This window comes from Rhizobium hidalgonense, assembly GCF_002914525.1.
Classification (GTDB): Bacteria; Pseudomonadota; Alphaproteobacteria; order Rhizobiales; family Rhizobiaceae; genus Rhizobium; species Rhizobium hidalgonense.
Genome location: NZ_LODW01000011.1, coordinates 177,578 through 195,261, shown reverse-complemented (window position 1 = coordinate 195,261; position 17,684 = coordinate 177,578). Strand labels below are relative to the sequence as shown.

Here is a 17,684-nt window from a genome sequence, read left to right as displayed (position 1 = left end):
ATGACCATCTCCACCGATGACGCAGATAACGCCAATGCCGGCGGCTTTCGCAGATGGCTGCTGGCGCCGGAGCCGCAGGGCTGGTTTCAGTCGTCGACGCAGCAAATCCATCAGGGCTGGCTGAAATTCAGCCTGCACCCGCTTGGCCTGGCCGGCCTCTTCATCATCGTGCTCCTGATCGTGGTGGCGACGGCCGCCCCTCTGCTGACGAGCTACGATCCGGTCGTGCAGGATATGGCCGGGCGGCTTGCGCCCCCCTCGGCGGCCCATCTTCTCGGCACCGACAATTTCGGCCGCGACGTCTTTGCGCGGGTGATCTACGGCGCCCGCACGACGCTCTATATCATCATGCTCGTCACCATTATCGTCGCACCGCTCGGCCTGCTGATCGGCACGGTCTCGGGCTATTTCGGCGGCATCGTCGACGAAATCTTGATGCGCATCACCGATATCTTCCTCTCCTTCCCTGGGCTGGTGCTGGCGCTTGGTTTCGCCGCAGCCCTCGGCCCCGGCATCACCAATGCGATTATCGCCATTTCGCTGACGGCCTGGCCGCCGATCGCGCGGCTGGCGCGCGCCGAGACGCTCAGCCTGCGCAAGGCCGATTATATCGCCGCCGTGCGCCTGCAGGGCGCGACGTCGATCGCGATCATCACCCGCCACATCCTGCCGATGTGCATTCCCTCGGTGATCGTCCGCGTCACCCTCAACATGGCCGGCATCATCATCACTGCCGCCGGCCTTGGCTTTCTCGGCCTCGGCGCCCAGCCGCCCTGGCCGGAATGGGGCTCGATGGCCGCCAGCGGCCGCGAGTTCATGCTCGACAGCCCCTGGGTGATCGCAGCACCCGGCATCGCCATTGCGCTCGTCAGCCTCGCCTTCAACCTCGTCGGCGATGCGCTGCGCGACGTGCTCGACCCGAGAGGTTCGGAATGACAGAGCCCCTGATCGATGTCCGCAACCTCGAAATCGCCTATGGCGGCGGCCACATGCGCGCGGTGCGCGGCGTGAGTTTTGCGCTTGGACAGGAAAAACTCGGCATCGTCGGCGAGTCCGGATCGGGCAAGTCGACCGTCGGCCGCGCGATCATGAAGCTGCTGCCGCCGACCGCAAAGGTCAGCGCCGAACAGATGCGCTTTCGTGACGTCGACCTGCTCAAGGCAACTGAACGCACGATGATGACGATCAGGGGACGGCGGATCGGGCTGATCTTGCAAGACCCGAAATATTCGCTCAATCCGGTGATGAGGATCGGCGAACAAATCGCCGAGACCTATCGCTTCCATCATCCAAAGGTGAGCAAAGCAAAAACCTACAGCCAGGCGCTCGACATGCTCGAAGCCGTGCAGATCCGCGATCCCGAGCGCGTTGCCCGCCTTTATCCGCACGAAATATCGGGCGGAATGGGCCAACGCGTCATGATCGCCATGATGCTGATCGCCGAACCCGAAGTGCTGATCGCCGACGAGCCGACCTCGGCCCTCGACGTGACGGTCAGGCTCGAGATCCTGGCGCTGCTCGACGAACTCGTTTCCCGCCGCAATCTTGGCCTGATCTTCATCAGCCACGACCTCAATCTGATCCGCAATTTCTGCGATCGCGTCCTTATCATGTATGCCGGCCGCGTCGTGGAAGTGCTTGAGGCGCGCGATCTCGACAAGGCGAAACACCCTTATACGCAGGGGCTATTGGCATCCCTGCCGACGATCGACAATCCGCCTGCCCGGCTGCCGATCCTGAAGCGGGATCCCGCCTGGCTCGACGACCTTGCAGCGAAGGTGCTCCGATGATCCGGATCGATAACCTCACCATCCGTTTCGGACACGGCCAGCGGCCTGTCGTCAGAGATGTAAACCTCACCGTCGAGAAGGGGACTGCGTTCGGCCTGGTCGGCGAATCCGGCTGCGGCAAGTCCACCGTTCTCAGAGCCCTCTCCGGCCTCAACGCCAGTTATGACGGCAGCATCGAACTCCAGGGCGAGACGCTGGATCGGCAGCGCAGCCGGCCGTTCTACCGCCGGGTGCAGATGGTGTTCCAGGACCCCTATGGATCGCTCCATCCCCGCAAGACCATCCGCTCGCAGCTGAAGGAACCGCTGCGCAACCAAGGGCTGGATACGAATTCCGTCGACGTCAACGCGATCCTCAGATCGGTCGGCCTCGATCCGGCGTTGAGCTACCGATTTCCGCATCAGCTCTCCGGCGGGCAGCGCCAGCGCGTGGCGATCGCCCGCGCCCTGATGCTGAACCCGGACGTGCTGCTGCTCGACGAACCGACATCGGCGCTCGACGTATCCGTCCAGGCCGAGATCCTCAATCTGTTGCAGGATCTGCGCGCCGAGCGCGGCCTTACCTATCTGCTGGTCAGCCACGATCTCGCCGTCGTCTCCCACATGTGCAGCCGCGTCGCCATCATGGAAGCCGGCGAGATCGTCGAACAGGTCGATATCGAAGCATTGCGCAGAGGCGCGGTCGAACATTCCTATTCGCAACGGCTGCTGCGCGCGAGCCGAATGTACGGAAGGACGTAACCGTCGATCGATACGCCCTTGCTGCTGAGAGCAAAACCGCTGCGCACTTTTGCTGGAATTGCTCTACTCACCGCAAATGGGTGTCGATGGCGGAAATGATCTCTTCCCAGTCGTTGGGATGAATTTCGTGGCCACCGCCTTCGAGCCGAACAAGTTTCGCGCCCTTGACCGTTCGTGCCAGCCGTTCGCCGTGCTCAACCGGATAAATCGGATCCGCGGTTCCGTGTATGACGAGGAGGGGCGCGGCCAGACTAGCCAATTTTCCTTCCAGGGCCTGGCCGCCCCTCAGCATGAAATGATTGGTGGCGCTGACGAAGTTTTTCGCCCGTTTGACGTCCCGTTCGACAAAGGCGCGCGCCCGCCCTTCGTCATAGGGATGCGCCACCCCGGCGATCATCCGGGTGTCTTCGACAAGGAATTCGATCACCTGGGCATCGTCTGTCCAGTCGACGGTCTCGCCCGTCGCGGCGTGCGCCATATAGGCATCAGTGGTATGCGGCAGGGCGCTTGTATCAATACCCATCGGCGTGGTGGACATCAGCGTCAGCGTCTTGACGCGTTCGGGATGCGCGAGCGCCGCGATCTGGGCGATCGTGCCGCCCAGCGACATTCCAATCAGATTGGCCCTGTCGATGCCGTAGCCATCGAGTACCCTGATGGCGTCCTCAGCCATGTCGTCCATGGTGTAAGGCGGTTCCCCCGGCTCGTAAATCGTCGAACGGCCGGTGTCACGATTGTCATAGCGAATGACATAATATTTCTGATCGGCGAGCGTTTGGCAGAACTCGTCCGGCCACCACAGCATTGACGCCATGGCGCCCATGATCAGCAGGATCGGCTCATGCGCCGGGTTGCCAAATGCCTGCGTGGCGATCTCGACGTCGTCAAACTTATTAATGCGTTCACTCACTTGGGGCGTCCTTTACTTGAATTGGGCGAAGCGGCGAAGTTTCTCGCAAACATCACTCGACGTCCGCATGTTCCCCATGATGGGGCTAAGGCAAGGCTGCCGCATCGGGCATATTGCGTAGGACAGCGCGAAATACACCGGGGAGCATTGATGTCTATCGCCAGTGCTTCGAGTGCGCGGGACATGGGATGACTATGTCTCCATCTCTGCTAATCTCGAATTCCAGTGTATCGGAGGCCTTTGTGTCGACATCCCTCAGAAGGTCTCTGTTCTCAGGCCGTGCGGCAGAACTCGATGTGATGGAATCCGCGTTCCGGGAAGTCTCCGGCGGGCCGCAGCGCGCCATTCTTCTCGGAGCGGAAGCAGGCGGCGGCAAAAGCCGGCTGGTTGAAGAATTTTCCGGCCGATTGTCGGGCCGTGCCCTGATCCTGAAAGGCGGCTGCATCGAGCAGCGGGAAGCGGCACTGCCCTATGCGCCGGTCACCGCCGTGCTGCATGAACTGGTTCAGTTGCGCGGCGCGCCCTCGTCACGGTCGCTGGTCGGCGCCGAGGGTGCACGCGAGCTGGCGTGGCTTCTTCCCGAATTCGGCGAGACCTCTGAAAGGTTCGATGCCGGCATTCGCAAGAGCGCGGCTGTTCGAAGCGCTCAGAAAATTGTTCGAGGAACTCGCACGGGAGATGCCGCTCGTCGTGGTCGTCGAGGACATTCACTGGGCCGACCAGGCCACTTGCGATCTGCTTCGTTTCCTGACCGCGCGGCTGAAGAAAACTCGGCTGATGCTGATCGTCACCTACCGACCCGAAGAAACCAGCGGCAGCAACGCACTGCGGACGACCATTGCATACCTCTCGCTTTCCGAGGGTGCCGAGGTGTTGAAACTTCCCCGCCTGAAGCGCGCGGAGGTCGCCGCCCAACTCGAGGGGCTGCTCGCGCGCCCGCCGACACCCGCCTTCATCAACGAGGTCCATGCGCGATGCTGCGGGATCCCGCTTTTCACCGAAGCGCTTATCGATGCGAGCGGAACCTTGCGTACAGATTTTCCCGGCTCGCTCAACGACTACCTGCTGAAAGCGGTCAGGGAGATGCCGGCGCCGACGACCGAACTGTTGAAGGTGATGGCGCTTGGCGGCCCGCATATCACCCATGCGCTGCTTTGCAGCGTCGAGAACAAGTCCGACCTTGAATTGGCCGAGTTGCTGCGGCCCGCAATTTTGGCCGGGATCCTGGTGCCGGATGGTGATGGATATGCGTTCCGCCATGCGCTGATCCACGAGGCGGTGCGGGGTGACCTGATCGCCGGCGAAAGGATGGCCATCCACCGCGCCTATGCCGAGGTGCTCGAACGCGGCCCGGTCCCAAGCTACCGGGTTTGGCATTCCGTTGCGCTCGCCCGCCACTGGCACGGCGCCTGCCAGGCCGCATCTTGCCTGCGGTGGGCCTGGCAATCTGCCGCGGAAGCCGCTGCCACCTTCGCCTATGCCGACCAGATGGAAATGCTGAAGCTCGTACTGGCGGCCTGGCCCGAGGTCGACAACGCGGCTGATTTGACCGGCGCTGGTCACTGCAGGGTGTTGGAACTCGCCGCCGATGCCGCCTGCTGGGCGGCGGAAGCGGAACAGGGACTGGCTTTTGTCGAACGGGCACTCGCCGAAGTGGATGCCGAGCGCGACGGGGAACAGCTGGCCGCGCTTCTTCTGCAGCGCGCGGTGATGCGTCAGCACGCGCTTATCCCAGGTGAGATCGCCGATCTTGAGCGAGCGCTTGATCATGCGGTCGATCCCACGAGGCTGCGCGCGGACGGACTGGGGCAGTTTTCCCGTGCGCTGATTTTGCGGGGAGAATTCGGTCGCGCCAGGCGCTTAGGCGACGAGCTGAAGGAGCTGTCGGAAAAGCTCGATGACGAGGAGTATCGTATCGAGGCGCTGATCGTCGCGGCCTGTGTCGCCTCGGACAGCTCGCGCGTCGGTGCCCTCTGGAGCGTGGCTAAACGCGCGGAAAAGGCCTCCATCGGCCGAGTCGAGGTGCTGGCCGGCGCAGCCCTGCTTCAAGCCCTGCTCGAGAGAGGCGCCCACGCTGAGGTCATCGAAGTGGGACCGGCAATCTTTGCGCGGACCGTCGAGTTCGGCCAAGCCCGGTATATCGGAGCAATCGTCGGTTCGCCTTTGTGCCGCTCCTTGCTCCCTGTCGGCCGTGTTTCCGAAGCCATCGAGACATGCGAACGGATGGCGGCGTTGGATCCGCTGCCGCTGGGGCTGGTTCATGTTTTCGAATGCCAGGCGGAGATTGCCCTGGTCTTGGGCGATTCGGATCGTATTGCCGCAGCGGCAAGCTCCTTGCGCGCCCTGCCACCCGGGCCTCAGCTTGCCAACCGTATGGCCGCCAGTCTTCTGAGATTCGATATCGAAAGCCGCGCGCTGGCGGGCGACATGGATCTGTCTGCGATGCTGATAAGATCCGCCTCGACCCATTTCGACAAACACAGGGGTGTCTCCTGGCCGCTGCTGGCCTCGGCCATGCGTGTGGCCATCGATACGAACCAGAACGATGCCGCTCGGCAATTCGCCGACCTTGCCGTTCGGACGCCGTGCCGCAACGTCATTGAGGAAGCCGAGAGGTTGGGCATCTCGGCCGAGATGTCGCGCATCGCGGCTTCCGACCTCGATGCCTGGGAGGCGGTTGCTCAAAACTGGGCTGATTTGAGCCAGCCCTTTCGGCAGGCATATGCTCTCATGCAGGCCGGGAGCGCTGCGATGAATGCCGGCAAGCGTGCCCGCGGTGCGAGCCATTTCAGGCAAGGTGCGGACCTTGCCCATACGATAGGTGCCCCGCCTGCTGTGCAATCAGATCGAGACGCTGGCCGCAAAGGCCCGCATTGATCTGCGAGACGGGAAAGACGGCAGTACCCCGAAGGCGCCACTTGGTTTGACGGATCGGGAATTCGAGGTGCTTCGGCTTGTCGCCGCCGGACAAAGCAATCGCGAGATCGCCGATAATCTGTTCATCTCGTCGAAAACGGCGAGCGTTCATGTCTCCAACATTTTGAGCAAACTCGCCGTCCCCAGCCGCGGTGCTGCGGCTGCCATGGCGCACCGGCTCCGGATGGTTGATACTGCATAGGCATCGCATCCATTCTTTCGTGGCCTAGGGATTTTGCCTGATGTGCTTGCGCGGCCTTACGTCGAACATGGTGATATGGCGCCCCTGAGCGGCGCTCTGGATTTCATCATCGGAGGTCAAATTGCACATTTCTTCCACCAGCTTGGCCGATACCCAATGCACGATCGATTCCTATGAAGGCTGTGCCGATGACTATAGCCGCATCGTTGATCCGTTTCCCGCGCCGAGCCTGGAGGCAGGCTTGCGTCAGGTCGCCATCGCCGCCGGCAAGGGCGGCCGGGTCCTTGAGATTGGATCAGGCCCTGGTTGGGATGCAGATTTCTTAGAGGCACAGGGCGTTTTGGTAAGGCGAACCGATGCCACGCAGCGGTTTCTCGAGCTGCAGGCGGCGCGCGGCAAGGAAGGCGAGCTCCTTAATGTCATCACCGACAACCTCGGTGGCCCTTACGATGCGGTGATTGCTCTCTGCGTTCTCATCCACGTGCCTCGCGACCAGACCGGCCAGGTCCTCGAAAAGATCGCCGCGGCGCTGCGCCCAGGAGGCGTCTTCCTAGTGACGATGCGGGATGGAGACGGGGAGACGCGCGGCGCCTACCATATGACCTATTGGCGCCGCGACGACTTCGCGCTGTGCATCAAGGCGGCCGGCCTGGATCTTGAATGGGACACATACCGCATGAGCCGCAATAATGAAGCGTGGCACACCTTTTACGCCCGACGACCAGGCTGACGCGTGCGCTCCGCGATTGCCGAGGCCGCTAACAAGCGTCCCTTTCAAAAGATCAGCGCCCGCTATTTCCAGCTCGTGTAATCGGCGGCGGTGCAACCAAACGGCGCGCGATCCTGACCAAACCGCTTCTTCAGTTGTTCGCATCCCCACTCGTTCAACGGCCCTGGCATGAGATTGTTGATGTCCATGCCAGGCGATTGGAATTGCGTCGGGGAGCTCGTGACGTACCAAAGCCAGAACCCGACCACGCCGACAGCGATCAGAAGCAACGTACCGAAGAAAAGCTGCAGCCGCTTCCAGATCGATATCGTCCTTTTGGGTTCTTCAATCAACACCGGCGAACTCAGATCGCCGCCTTGCTGTTGCGCCAGGGGTGCGAGAGCCGTGGCTCGCTCGGCATCCGTCAGCTCGACCCGCTGCAGACGATCGTCCAGAAGCACCGGCAGGGCGGTATTGCCGTGCCTGACGGCCATTCCGATCGCCTTGCCGTTGGCTTCCCCGACGATCAGAGGCTCCTGTCCGCTCTTCATGCGGGTGTACGCCGATCGCCCGGTTTTGTCGCTGGCAATCTTGTCATTGTAGGTGATGGAAAGGACGCCGCGTTTGCGGTCGAATGCGCTAATCTCGACCGGGACTGGGATCAGCCTGGCGGGCTGGCGCAATTGCCCCTTGACCCGCCAAATGCGGATAGCGAAAAAAACCATACCCAGGCTCATGCCGCCGAGCAGGACCACTAACAGAGTGAGGGTGATGATCCTGTTCCAGAGCATGTCGAGGCCCAGGCTCATTGTCGCGAGTTCTGGATGATCGGCGGAAATCACAAGATCGGTTTCATAGTCGCCGGTATGAAAATCGACGAACATGACCTCGACCTCGGTGTCGTAGTTTCGTCCACCATAGCTATAGACAAGGCGTGCCTCGCAGTCGGTAAAGACTGCCTTGCGTGTCGTGCATTTCCCGTTTTGCACATCGCCGTCTTCGAGCACCAGAGGGTTCTGGCTGATCTGGAAATCGCGGAACACGCCTGGCGCTTCAGTGACGAATAGAAAGACAGCCATCGCCAGGATAATCGGCGTTGCCCAGAAGTAGGCGTTGGGCGTGGAGATGACGTTGCGCGCCAATGACAGTGGGCGGCTGGGGAGAGCAAGCGAAGACAACGGCGTCGGACCCCTCATTTGATAGCGCAGCGCGCCGGTAAAGCTTCAGACAGCGGCGAACGAGCAGAGCGCGCATCCAGACCGGCTTGCACAACCCCTTTGTGCAAGCCCGATCTACAACCTGTTGCAGGCGATCGGCAATCCCTTTCTACACGCATGGGCGGCAATCCGGCGTTGATTCTGTCGATAACGCGGACGCCACGAGATATGATGCCTCCGGACGCGGCATCGAGGCGATCAAAACCTCGGATCGTCAGGCGATCGGTGGTCGGATGCCGCATTGACCCTCGACGAAACTGTTGCCTCCTTGCCTTTAAAGTTGCGTCAGCGCTATGAAGGTTGATAGAGGAGCAGCGGCGGTATAGTTTCGCTTTCGCAAATCGACGAATGACACAAGGAATAGTTATCTCATGCCGACAGGTACGGTTAAATTCTTCAATGACGACAAGGGCTTCGGCTTTATCACCCCCGAGGATGGCGGACAGGACGTATTCGTGCACGTGTCTGCGCTGCAGCGCGGCGGGTCGCTCCGCGAAGGCGACAAGGTCAGCTTCGACGTCGGCCAGGATCGCAAGACCGGAAAATCGAAGGCTGAGAACGTCTCAACCCTCTGATCCAAAGTCGAAGATTACCCAACCCGCGTAAGCGGGTTGGGCTCGTCGTCACGCCATAGGCTGCCACGACGGTTATCTAGGTCTGTGCGTGTCGTTTTCGGGTACCGGGACGGCAGAGGTGATTCTCGCATCCACGTCAGACAGACGCGAGGCGCTATCTACGCCTCTGATAGAATGGTCTCGGGCGCCTTCTCGGCAATCATGATCACCGGCGAATTGGTGTTGCCCGAGACGATCGTCGGCATCACCGAGGCATCGACGACCCGCAGCTTCGCCAGCCTATGCACCCGCAATTGCGAATCAACCACCGCCATCGTGTCGTTGCCCTTCCTACAGGTGCCGACCGGATGGAAGATCGTTGTGGCGATATCATCGGCGCGACGAATCAGCTCCTCGTCGCCTTGGTATCGCCCACCCGACAGCATCGCACATCGACCTCGAAATAGCCTGAGCCCTCATTGTCGCCATCGTTGAAATCGTCGGTTTTTGGAATGCCGAGTTTCCTCGGCCGCATCGCGAAAGGCATCGAGGATCGGCCAGGAAAGCCGTTGTTTTCCCACCCGCCATTCGCCACCCGCCCCGTGCATCCGCGACTTGCCGCGGTAATTGTCCTCAGATTTCAGGAAATAGGGTAGCACATCGTCCCAGCCCCAACCGGCATTGCCCGTCTGCCGCCAGCCGTCGTAATTGGCGCCTGGCCGCGCATGTAGATCATGCCGTTGATCGATGAGCAGCCGCCCAGCACTTTTCCACGTGGATAGGGCAGCGACCGGCCGTTCAGCCCGGCTTCCGCCGCCGTCTTCATCATCCAGTCGGTGAAGGCCGCTCATTGCCGAATGTCCCTAACGGAGGACGCCGGCTTCTTCGGCCGCGACTTTGAATGCCAAAGCGGCCGCGGCTGAATCGGCTCGCCCTTCGGCGGCGTCGGTGCAGATCTTCTTTGCGACGGCGAAGGATGCCGCTTTCTCACGCGGCCAACAGGTCATCAGATATGCGAGCGCGTCCCTGCTATTGCGGATACTCTTAGGGTGGTCGACATCCCCGATGATGACCTCAACGGGCTGGTCCCAAAAATCGTGGCGCATCGACATCTCCTCGGCTCTTTCGGCTGAACGTCATCGGCGCGGGCTCGTTCCAATATGGGACCTTGGTCCTATATGAATCGGACGAACGATCTGTACGCGCCGCGTCCAGTGTGGCCCGGATCACGGCGGGCGCGTCAGCGATCTTTTTGGCGGGGCCATCGCCTATGATGCCGAAGGTCGGCTGCGAGACCCGAACGGAATTGCGGTCGAAGATTTCGGCCTGGCCGGCAATCTTATGCTGCACGCCGGGATCTAGCGGCGCGACGGCGTCCTCATCGTCGGGGACGCGGCGCCGGATGCGCTCTGTACGGACTTGACCGCTTTCAAGACGTGTCTCGCCGTCGCAGTCGAGACGCTGCGATAGATGCGGCCCAAATTTTCCACGACGAGCCGGTGACTGGGAAAGCAATCGGCGTCCTGGACAATAAGGCGGTCTGCAAGTGTGCCGAATGGGTTCGACACGCTTTGATAAGTAGCGCCGTCAGACCAGGCCAGGCACGATGGACACCAGCCAGGTAACGATCGGGCCGATGATCGCAATCAGGGCGCTGTAGATCAGCAACTGTCGCAGCACCTGGTCTCACCTGTCATCCGGTGCACTGGCGACGACAAGGGCGCCATTGGTGGAAAACGGACTGGTATCGACGATCGTGGTCGAGATCGCGATCGCGGCGACCACCCCGACGGCGCTGATGTGCCCGTGCAACAGGAACGGCACGGCGAGAGGGATAATCGCGCCGAGCAGCGCGGTCGACGACGCAAAGGCCGAGACGATTGCACCCGTAAAGCAAAGCAGAAGCGCCACCAGCAGCGGCATGCCGAGACTGGATACGCCGTGCGCCACATAGTCGACCGTCCCGGCTTTATCCATCACGCCGACATAGGTGATGATCCCCGCGTCTACGAGATGTTCGAGGTTACGGCTGAGCTGGAGGGCTTGGCTGGGTCGCTTGCCGCACGACGGCTGGACGAGGCCTCCTGGGAAGCGATCACGGCCACCCATAGCCGCTGCGAGCAATCAGCCGGGGCCAGTGATGCCTATTATTGCGATAGTGAGGAGTTTCATGGAGGCTATCTACGCAGCCGGCCGAAGCGATTTCCTCGAGGAGCAATGCCCGTGATTGCATCGACGCCTGCGACCCTATCGCCGCCTCCAGCTGCGCGTGCGAAACCGCCTTTCAACATCCTTCTTGGAACATTGCGCCATCGTCGATGCGATTTTTGCTGGAGATGGAGATGAAGCCCGCCGTCTGCTCCGGTGAGATTTAGCGATCTGGTCGCAAGCATGGCAACCAGATGAACTTTGTTGAGCGACATGCCTCAAGGTTTTGAGGGCAAGAGCTTTTAACTGACCATTGACATTGGCAGCGTTAAGGCCGAAGCCGCACTCGGCCGCGCAATGCGCGGCCGTTTTGCGAGGATTCGAGAGATGAAGACCAAGGCGGCTGCAGCCAACGCCGGAAACCTGATCATGACAGGTGTCGTGCTGATGCTGCTCGGCGATCTGCTCTTTGCGCTGAACGATGCGATGGGCAAGTGGCTGGTCGCAAGCTTTGCCGTCGGCCAGGTGCTCGTGATCCGCTCGGTCGGCGCTTTCATCGTGCTCGGTCCGATGATCCTCAGGCAAGGGCCGATGGCCCTGTTCCGCGTCGAACAGAAAGGCCTCCAGTTCCTACGCGTTTTCATGGCAACCGGCGATGTCGCTCTGTTCTACGCGGCCGTCGCTTATCTGCCGCTCGCCGACGTCATGACCTTCTATATGGCCGGGCCGATCTACATCGCGGCGCTTTCGCATTTCTTTCTTGGAGAAAAGATCGGCTGGCGCCGCTGGCTCGCCGTTCTGGTCGGCTTCGCGGGCGTCGTCATCGCGCTGCGTCCGTCGACGGCTATGCTGTCGCTTCCGTCGCTCTTCGGCCTTGCCGGCAGCCTTGCCTTTGCGCTGTCGCTGGTGATGAGCCGCTATCTGCGTTCGACCAGCGACACAACGCTGGTGACATGGCAGACGGTCGCCGCTCTTGCCGCCGGCATCGGCTTAAGCATCGGCCATTGGCAGCCGGCAACGCTGATCAATTGGTCCGGCATGCTGTTGCTCGGCGTCGTCGCCACATGTGCGCATTTGCTGATCACCCGTTCGCTGAAGCTCGCACCAGCATCACTACTGGCGCCGCTGCAATATACGCTGCTGCTCTGGGCGATCGTGCTGGGCTACATCTTCTTCAACGATATTCCCGATATGCAGATCGTCGTCGGCGCCGCAATCATCGTCTTTGCCGGGCTCTTCATCTTCCATCGGAAGAACCTGAAAGAGACGGTTCCCTCCGAAGCGGTTCCGCCCGACGGCCATTGAAGGCTTGTAAGCAGCCTGCCTTGCGGGCGTTTGTCCGATGCGGACTGGACAAGCGTCAACACTTCAAGCCAGATTGTTTGTCGCCGTCACGGACGCCAGATCATTCCGAGCGTCGACAATGCGTCTCCAGATCAAGACACTTCGTGCCTTCGTCACATGTCTGGAACATCGAAATCATCGATTGACCTTCAACAAGGATAGGAAGGCGTCATGAGTTTCAACGACAGCGGCAGCGCGCCAACAACTGCTGGCCGCGGGCGGCCGCGAGTGGCTCTGCCTCTCCGCATCATGTTCCGGGCGGCAGAGGCAGCCTTCGGCTTAGCGTTGCTGTTGGCGACCATCTGGGCCTCCCTCGCACTATTCTACCGTCTGCCGGTTTCCCCTGCGATAAGAGGGGCAGCCGCAGGAAGCCTCGCACTGCTCGGCGTTGTCGCCGTAATTTCGATGATCTGGAGGCCCCGCCTCGTTGTCATCCTTCCTTTCGTCCTATGCTTTACAGGCATCGTCGTGTGGTGGAGTTCGATCGAGCCTCCTGCCGCTGCCAACTGGGCCGGAGACGTCGCCAGGCAGGTGACGGGAACGGTCGACAGGGATATTCTGACGCTGACCAACGTCAGAAATTTTACCTGGAAGAGCGACGGCAGTTTTGTGGAGAAATGGGAGCCGCGCGCCTACGACCTGAAGAAGCTCAAGAGCCTTGACCTGTTCATGTCCTATTGGGCAGGGCCCGAAATGGCGCACATGATCCTCAGCTTCGGCTTCGACGGCGATCAATACCTGGCATGGTCGATCGAGGTGCGGCGAACGGCTGGGGGTAAATTTTCTCCGCTCGGTGACCTCTTCAAAAGCAATCCCCTCGTCATCATCGCGGCCGACGAACGTGATGTCGTTCGTGTCCGGTCCAACATTCGTGGCGAAGACGTCCAGCTCTTTCGCATGCGCGCTCCGCCGGCCAATGCCGCACGGCTTCTCCTGCAATATGTCAGCGATGCAAACGCGCTCGCCGAACACCCGCGCTTCTACAACTCGCTCACCACCAACTGCACCACGACTGCCGCCAAAATGATGCGGGCCGTCGGCGCCACATTTCCGTTCGATTGGCGGCTGATCGTGAATGGCTACCTTCCCGAATTCGCCTATGACCGGAATGCGCTCGACACGAAGCTGCCGTTTGAGGAGTTGAAGGCGGCGGCGCATATTGCCCCACGGGCAAAAAGTGCCGACGCCTCCGTGGATTTCTCGAAAGCGATCCGCGAAGGTGTGCCCTCACCGCTCGATTGAACTCGAAAGTCGGAATCGATGGCGTGATGTCGCCCGAAAACCGCGCATGCTTTGGTATCATCTAATTCTCACCCGGCGGCGGCTCCCAGCCGAAGACGCTGCGGCCCCCGAACTCGGTGGATTGGCGAAATTCGCCGGCGATGATCTCCTTGAGGTCGGGACCGGTGACGTAGCGTTCCATCTGCCGGGATTGGTCATCCAGGCGCTTGAGCGCCTGCAACTCCTCCTCCCGTCCGAGCCTGCCCTTCTGCACCGCCGATTTCATCACGCCGATCGTCTCGTCATAGACCTTGAGCGGCACCGGGAAAGGATGGCGGTCCTTGCCGCCATGGGCGATCGAGAAGCGTGCCGGATCGGAAAAACGGCAGGGTGCGCCGTGGACAACTTCGGCCACCATGGCCAGCGCTTCCACCGTACGGGCGCCGACACCGGGAACCAGCAGCAGCTCTTCGAAATCCGCCGGCCCGCGGTCGGCCGCGGCGGCAAGATTTCCATGCAGGCGCCGCATGTTGACATCGCTCTCGCGCACGTCGTGGTGGGCCGGCATGATCAGATGCGGCAGCATCGGCTGTTCGGCGGGTTCTGGCGCCGGTTGCTCGACCCGCAGCAGCGCGGCCGCCTCGCGGATGATCCGGTCGGGGCCGAGCGTTGCCAGCAGGTCGAGCTGGCCACGCCGCGATCGCTCGGCCCGCCTGTCGGCCAGATTGACGATCGTCCCCTGGCTCCTGCCCTCGATTGCCGCATGCGGCGAGTCGACAAAACTCTCCAGCCCTTCCGACAGCCAGTGATAACGCCGCGCCTGCCGCCGGTCGCCGTTCATGCCCTGTTGCACGACCACCCAATGGCCATCATCGGCGACGATAAAGCCGTGCAGATAAAGATCGAACCCATCCTGGAGGGCAGCGCTGTCGACCTTGGCGATCAGACGGCTCGTCGTAGCCAGGCCTTCGCCGTCGAGACCGACACGTTCGCCGATCGAGACGAGCTCCTGCGGGGTCTTGCGTGAATGTGCGCCGCGTCCGCCGCAGACATGCAGACCGAGCTCGCCGGCCCGCGGTTTCAGCCCGCGCTTCAACGCGCCGAGAACGCTTGTTGTAATGCCGGAGGAATGCCAGTCCATGCCCATGACCGCGCCGAAGGACTGGAACCAGAAAGGGTGGGCGAGCCTGCGCAGGAATTCGTCGCGGCCGTAGTGGTGCACGATCGCTTCGGTGATCAGGGCGCCCAGCCGCGTCATCCGGTCGCCGAGCCAATGCGGAACGCGTCCTCCATGAAGGGGAAGATCGGCGCTGCCTGCTCGTTGTGACATTTCGTTTCCTTACGCTTTCCATCACCCGGCAAAGACAGCCCGGCCGCCTCTTCCAACACCGCACGGAACCCAAAAATATTCCAGGCGTTTGTTTTCGCAGTTAGAAGCCGAGGCAATCATGACCGCAATCGAGACCGTCTTCAATAACACGAGCCTGCCCCAGGCAAAATCGCAGCGGCCGGACGGCCGCGAAAAACAGAATAACAGCGCTTTGCGCCTTGACGGCAAAGCCGAGAAGGCGGCGTTCCTGATCAACGGCAACCGATATTTCGCCGAAGTTTCGCGAGCGCTGCGGCAGGCAAGGCGCACGATCTGGATCGTCGGCTGGGATTTCAATCCCGACATCCCGTTGGAACCGGAAAAATCCGGCGAGACTTTGGCAGACCTGTTGCATGGGCTCGCAGCGGCCAATCCCGAGCTCGAAATGCGCATTCTCATCTGGGCACTCGGGCCGGTCTATTCGGAAAAGTCGCTGCAGGTGCTACGCAAAAAGACCTTCCCGCGGAATGCCAGGATCGACCTGCGCTTCGATCTTCAAGGCGCCGTTCGCGGCAGCCACCACCAGAAACTCGTCTGCATCGACGACGCCGTCGCCTTCATCGGCGGCATCGACCTGACGTCGCGGCGATGGGACACAAAGCGCCATCGTGCCAGAGACAGGCTCCGGCGTGACCCTGAGGGTGTTTCCTACGATCCGCTGCATGACGTTCAGGCGATGGTCACGGGCGACGCCGCCCGACTGATCGGCGATATCGCCAGGCGGCGCTGGGAAACAGCCACCGGCGAAAAGCACCCGGCGCTCGCCGAGCGCCCACCCTTTACCTGGCCCGATGATCTCGCCGTTTCGCTGCGGGAAATCCCAGTCGGCTTCGTGCTGACGGAGCCATCGACAACCTTGCGCGCCGGCGTCAGCGACGGTATCGCCTCGACATTGGACATCATTTCCCGAGCACGGCGCCTGCTTTATATCGAGGCGCAATATCTCGCCTCCTTCCGCGTCGCCGATGCCATTGCCGCGCGCCTGCAGGAGGAAAATGGTCCCGAGGTCGTCATCATCTGCACCCGCAGCTCTCACGGCCTGATCGAGAAGATTATCATGGGCGGCAATCGCGACCGCGTCATCCGGCTTCTCAAACGGGCCGATCGCGCGAACCGGCTGCGCGTCTATTTTCCCGTCGTGCCCGGGCCAATAGTGCCCGGGCCAGTCGTGCCCGGCCCGACAGTGCCCGGACAGACCGTGCCGGCGACGGTCGACGAGGTCGAGGTGCTCATTCATTCCAAACTGATGATCGCCGACGATGAGCTGGTGCGCATCGGCTCCTCGAATCTCAACAATCGCTCAGAAGGGGTTGATTCAGAATGCGATATACTATTCCAGCCTGAAACAGACGAGCACCGCCGCGCGGTCGCGGAGCTGCGCAATCGCCTGCTGGCGGAATATCTAGGAACAGCCACCGAGAGCTTTGCAGCCGCTTACGCGCAAAGTGGCTCGGTGATCGAAGCGATCGACGCGCTGAATGTTGGTGCCCAGGGCCTGAGAGAATTCGCAGTCGAGCTTACCGGCAGCATCTCACCGGTGAGAGGCACCGGGCTCTTCGACCCGGCCCGGCCTTTCCTGCCCCTACGCCGACTGGGCCTCGGCGCGCTCGTCCGCCTCCTCGTCCGTCCCGCGTGACCTGCGGAAGACAATCTCACTAATAAGCAGAAGCGTCGTGCCGAGCGCCAACGGAATGAAGAAATAGGCGCAGCGAAACGCGATCAACGCGCCGATCGAGGCTACCTGCGGCACGACATAAGAGACGGTCGCCTCGAGCACGCCGAGCCCGCCTGGAACATGGGTTGCGAGAACTGCCGAATTGGCCAGCACGTATGCCGTCACCGACCTGAAGAAGGCGACGTCGCCGAGGGCCGAGAGCATCTGGTGCAGGCAGGCGGAAACGAGCATGAAATTGATCGTCCCGATCCCGACCTGCGCGACAGCAATCGAAAATCGCGGCAACTGAAACGACCAGCGCCAAAGCCGCAACTTGCTGCGGATGAAAAACGCCAGCCCGGCATAGACGACTGGGACTGTGAGCGCCAGCAGGCCGAAGATGCGCACACTGGCCGGATCAAGCCGCAGCAGGCGCCCGGCATCACCCGGATTGACGATCAGGGCAAGACCGCCGAGCGTGACCAGCCCGAGCCCGACTGTGACGCCGCAGAACAGGATGATCTTCGCCACGTCTTCGGTCGTCAGCCCCCAGCGCGAATAGAAGCGGTAGCGGAAGGCACCGCTGCTCAGTCCAGCAAAACCGATATTGTGGCCGAGCGACAGGCTTATGAACGAAGCCAATGCAATTTTCGGGTAAGGCAAGGATTTGCCGAGCGAACGGATCGCCAGCAGATCGAAACAGCCAAGGCACAGATAGGATGCCGTAGCAAAGAGAAGCGCTGTACAGAAGTTTGAAAGCGGTATGCTGCGAACCGATTGGACGATCTGATCGAGGCTGTACTGTTCGAAGATGCTATAGAGAAGAAAGACCGCAAAACACAGGGCGGCAACGAGCAGTCCATTCCAGATCATGCTTTTCAAGCTCATCGATTGTCCTCAGAAGTACGAG

General features: G+C 61.3%; 13 protein-coding genes and 5 pseudogenes. 11 read left to right on the top strand and 7 right to left on the bottom strand.

Annotation, left to right across the window (positions count from 1 at the left end; translation table 11 throughout):
• The 3 genes from ATY29_RS01010 to ATY29_RS01000 are packed head-to-tail and all read left to right on the top strand — an operon-like array spanning nt 1 to nt 2,530.
• On the top strand, nt 1–936 hold the full coding sequence (locus ATY29_RS01010) for an ABC transporter permease (RefSeq protein WP_097534636.1): 936 nt from the start codon (nt 1–3) through the stop codon (nt 934–936).
• Nucleotides 933–1,790, top strand: a complete 858-nt coding sequence (locus ATY29_RS01005) for an ABC transporter ATP-binding protein (protein WP_097534634.1) — start codon at nt 933–935, stop codon at nt 1,788–1,790. The genes ATY29_RS01010 and ATY29_RS01005 overlap by 4 nt, the downstream gene beginning before the upstream one ends.
• Nucleotides 1,787–2,530 carry an ABC transporter ATP-binding protein gene (locus tag ATY29_RS01000; RefSeq protein WP_097534631.1) on the top strand — a complete coding sequence of 248 codons (744 nt, stop codon included), beginning with the start codon at nt 1,787–1,789 and terminating at the stop codon, nt 2,528–2,530. The genes ATY29_RS01005 and ATY29_RS01000 overlap by 4 nt, the downstream gene beginning before the upstream one ends.
• Nucleotides 2,531–2,597: 67 nt before the next feature.
• Here the strand turns inward: ATY29_RS01000 and ATY29_RS00995 are convergent, their stop codons facing one another.
• Entirely contained in the window at nt 2,598–3,440 is an 843-nt protein-coding gene (locus ATY29_RS00995; protein WP_097534629.1) for an alpha/beta fold hydrolase, read from the bottom strand.
• A 242-nt stretch (nt 3,441–3,682) separates the two neighbouring features.
• Here ATY29_RS00995 and ATY29_RS00990 point away from each other — a divergent pair.
• Both ATY29_RS00990 and ATY29_RS00985 read left to right on the top strand, forming a co-directional pair.
• Nucleotides 3,683–6,558: pseudogene (locus tag ATY29_RS00990) on the top strand (helix-turn-helix transcriptional regulator).
• A 121-nt stretch (nt 6,559–6,679) separates the two neighbouring features.
• Nucleotides 6,680–7,288, top strand: a complete 609-nt coding sequence (locus tag ATY29_RS00985; protein ID WP_097534627.1) for a class I SAM-dependent DNA methyltransferase — start codon at nt 6,680–6,682, stop codon at nt 7,286–7,288.
• Nucleotides 7,289–7,350: 62 nt separating this feature from the next.
• On the opposite strand, the gene ATY29_RS00980 is transcribed toward ATY29_RS00985, so the two are convergent.
• Nucleotides 7,351–8,463, bottom strand: coding sequence for a hypothetical protein (locus ATY29_RS00980; RefSeq protein WP_193550339.1), 1,113 nt, complete (start codon nt 8,461–8,463; stop codon nt 7,351–7,353).
• A gap of 392 nt (nt 8,464–8,855) precedes the next feature.
• On the opposite strand from ATY29_RS00980, the gene ATY29_RS00975 reads away from it, so the two are divergent.
• Complete coding sequence (locus ATY29_RS00975) at nt 8,856–9,059, top strand: cold-shock protein (protein ID WP_003572688.1); 204 nt, start codon at nt 8,856–8,858, stop codon at nt 9,057–9,059.
• A 158-nt stretch (nt 9,060–9,217) separates the two neighbouring features.
• Here ATY29_RS00975 and ATY29_RS00970 read toward each other — a convergent pair.
• Both ATY29_RS00970 and ATY29_RS00965 read right to left on the bottom strand, forming a co-directional pair.
• Nucleotides 9,218–9,876: pseudogene (locus tag ATY29_RS00970) on the bottom strand (GMC family oxidoreductase); the annotation flags it as partial.
• A 25-nt stretch (nt 9,877–9,901) separates the two neighbouring features.
• On the bottom strand, nt 9,902–10,150 hold the full coding sequence (locus tag ATY29_RS00965; RefSeq protein ID WP_425299239.1) for a DUF982 domain-containing protein: 249 nt from the start codon (nt 10,148–10,150) through the stop codon (nt 9,902–9,904).
• A 112-nt stretch (nt 10,151–10,262) separates the two neighbouring features.
• On the opposite strand from ATY29_RS00965, the pseudogene ATY29_RS37365 reads away from it, so the two are divergent.
• Nucleotides 10,263–10,508, top strand: a pseudogene (locus tag ATY29_RS37365) (nucleoside 2-deoxyribosyltransferase); the annotation flags it as partial.
• A 117-nt stretch (nt 10,509–10,625) separates the two neighbouring features.
• On the opposite strand, the pseudogene ATY29_RS36630 reads toward ATY29_RS37365, so the two are convergent.
• Nucleotides 10,626–11,051, bottom strand: a pseudogene (locus ATY29_RS36630) (SLC13 family permease); the annotation flags it as partial.
• Here ATY29_RS36630 and ATY29_RS38430 point away from each other — a divergent pair.
• From ATY29_RS38430 to ATY29_RS00940, 3 genes and pseudogenes are all read left to right on the top strand, one after another.
• Nucleotides 11,040–11,444 (top strand): annotated as a pseudogene (locus ATY29_RS38430) (GntR family transcriptional regulator); the annotation flags it as partial. The pseudogenes ATY29_RS36630 and ATY29_RS38430 sit on opposite strands and share 12 nt — an antisense overlap.
• Before the next feature lie 129 nt (nt 11,445–11,573).
• The gene (locus tag ATY29_RS00945; protein WP_003572691.1) at nt 11,574–12,491 is read left to right on the top strand and encodes a DMT family transporter; all 918 of its coding nucleotides are present in this window, start codon (nt 11,574–11,576) and stop codon (nt 12,489–12,491) included.
• Between the two features lie 288 nt (nt 12,492–12,779).
• A complete protein-coding gene (locus tag ATY29_RS00940; protein ID WP_097534728.1) occupies nt 12,780–13,772 on the top strand; it encodes an Lnb N-terminal periplasmic domain-containing protein in 993 nt (330 codons plus the stop codon).
• Nucleotides 13,773–13,833: 61 nt separating this feature from the next.
• Here ATY29_RS00940 and ATY29_RS00935 read toward each other — a convergent pair whose 3' ends face one another.
• A complete protein-coding gene (locus ATY29_RS00935; RefSeq protein ID WP_097534619.1) occupies nt 13,834–15,081 on the bottom strand; it encodes a DUF763 domain-containing protein in 1,248 nt (415 codons plus the stop codon).
• A gap of 118 nt (nt 15,082–15,199) precedes the next feature.
• On the opposite strand from ATY29_RS00935, the gene ATY29_RS00930 reads away from it, so the two are divergent.
• On the top strand, nt 15,200–16,756 hold the full coding sequence (locus ATY29_RS00930; protein ID WP_097534617.1) for a phospholipase D-like domain-containing protein: 1,557 nt from the start codon (nt 15,200–15,202) through the stop codon (nt 16,754–16,756).
• On the opposite strand, the gene ATY29_RS00925 is transcribed toward ATY29_RS00930, so the two are convergent.
• Nucleotides 16,703–17,662, bottom strand: coding sequence for a lysylphosphatidylglycerol synthase domain-containing protein (locus tag ATY29_RS00925; protein WP_003572695.1), 960 nt, complete (start codon nt 17,660–17,662; stop codon nt 16,703–16,705). The genes ATY29_RS00930 and ATY29_RS00925 overlap by 54 nt on opposite strands.
• Nucleotides 17,663–17,684: the final 22 nt, after the last annotated feature.

Coding starts and splice junctions, on each gene's coding strand:
- ATY29_RS01000 (WP_097534631.1), top strand. CDS start 1,787: ATGATCCGGATCGATAACCTCACCATCCGTTTCGGACACGGCCAGCGG.
- ATY29_RS00930 (WP_097534617.1), top strand. CDS start 15,200: ATGACCGCAATCGAGACCGTCTTCAATAACACGAGCCTGCCCCAGGCA.
- ATY29_RS01005 (WP_097534634.1), top strand. CDS start 933: ATGACAGAGCCCCTGATCGATGTCCGCAACCTCGAAATCGCCTATGGC.
- ATY29_RS00980 (WP_193550339.1), bottom strand. CDS start 8,463: ATGAGGGGTCCGACGCCGTTGTCTTCGCTTGCTCTCCCCAGCCGCCCA.
- ATY29_RS00945 (WP_003572691.1), top strand. CDS start 11,574: ATGAAGACCAAGGCGGCTGCAGCCAACGCCGGAAACCTGATCATGACA.
- ATY29_RS00940 (WP_097534728.1), top strand. CDS start 12,780: ATGTTCCGGGCGGCAGAGGCAGCCTTCGGCTTAGCGTTGCTGTTGGCG.
- ATY29_RS00925 (WP_003572695.1), bottom strand. CDS start 17,662: ATGAGCTTGAAAAGCATGATCTGGAATGGACTGCTCGTTGCCGCCCTG.
- ATY29_RS00965 (WP_425299239.1), bottom strand. CDS start 10,150: ATGTCGATGCGCCACGATTTTTGGGACCAGCCCGTTGAGGTCATCATC.
- ATY29_RS00935 (WP_097534619.1), bottom strand. CDS start 15,081: ATGTCACAACGAGCAGGCAGCGCCGATCTTCCCCTTCATGGAGGACGC.
- ATY29_RS00975 (WP_003572688.1), top strand. CDS start 8,856: ATGCCGACAGGTACGGTTAAATTCTTCAATGACGACAAGGGCTTCGGC.
- ATY29_RS01010 (WP_097534636.1), top strand. CDS start 1: ATGACCATCTCCACCGATGACGCAGATAACGCCAATGCCGGCGGCTTT.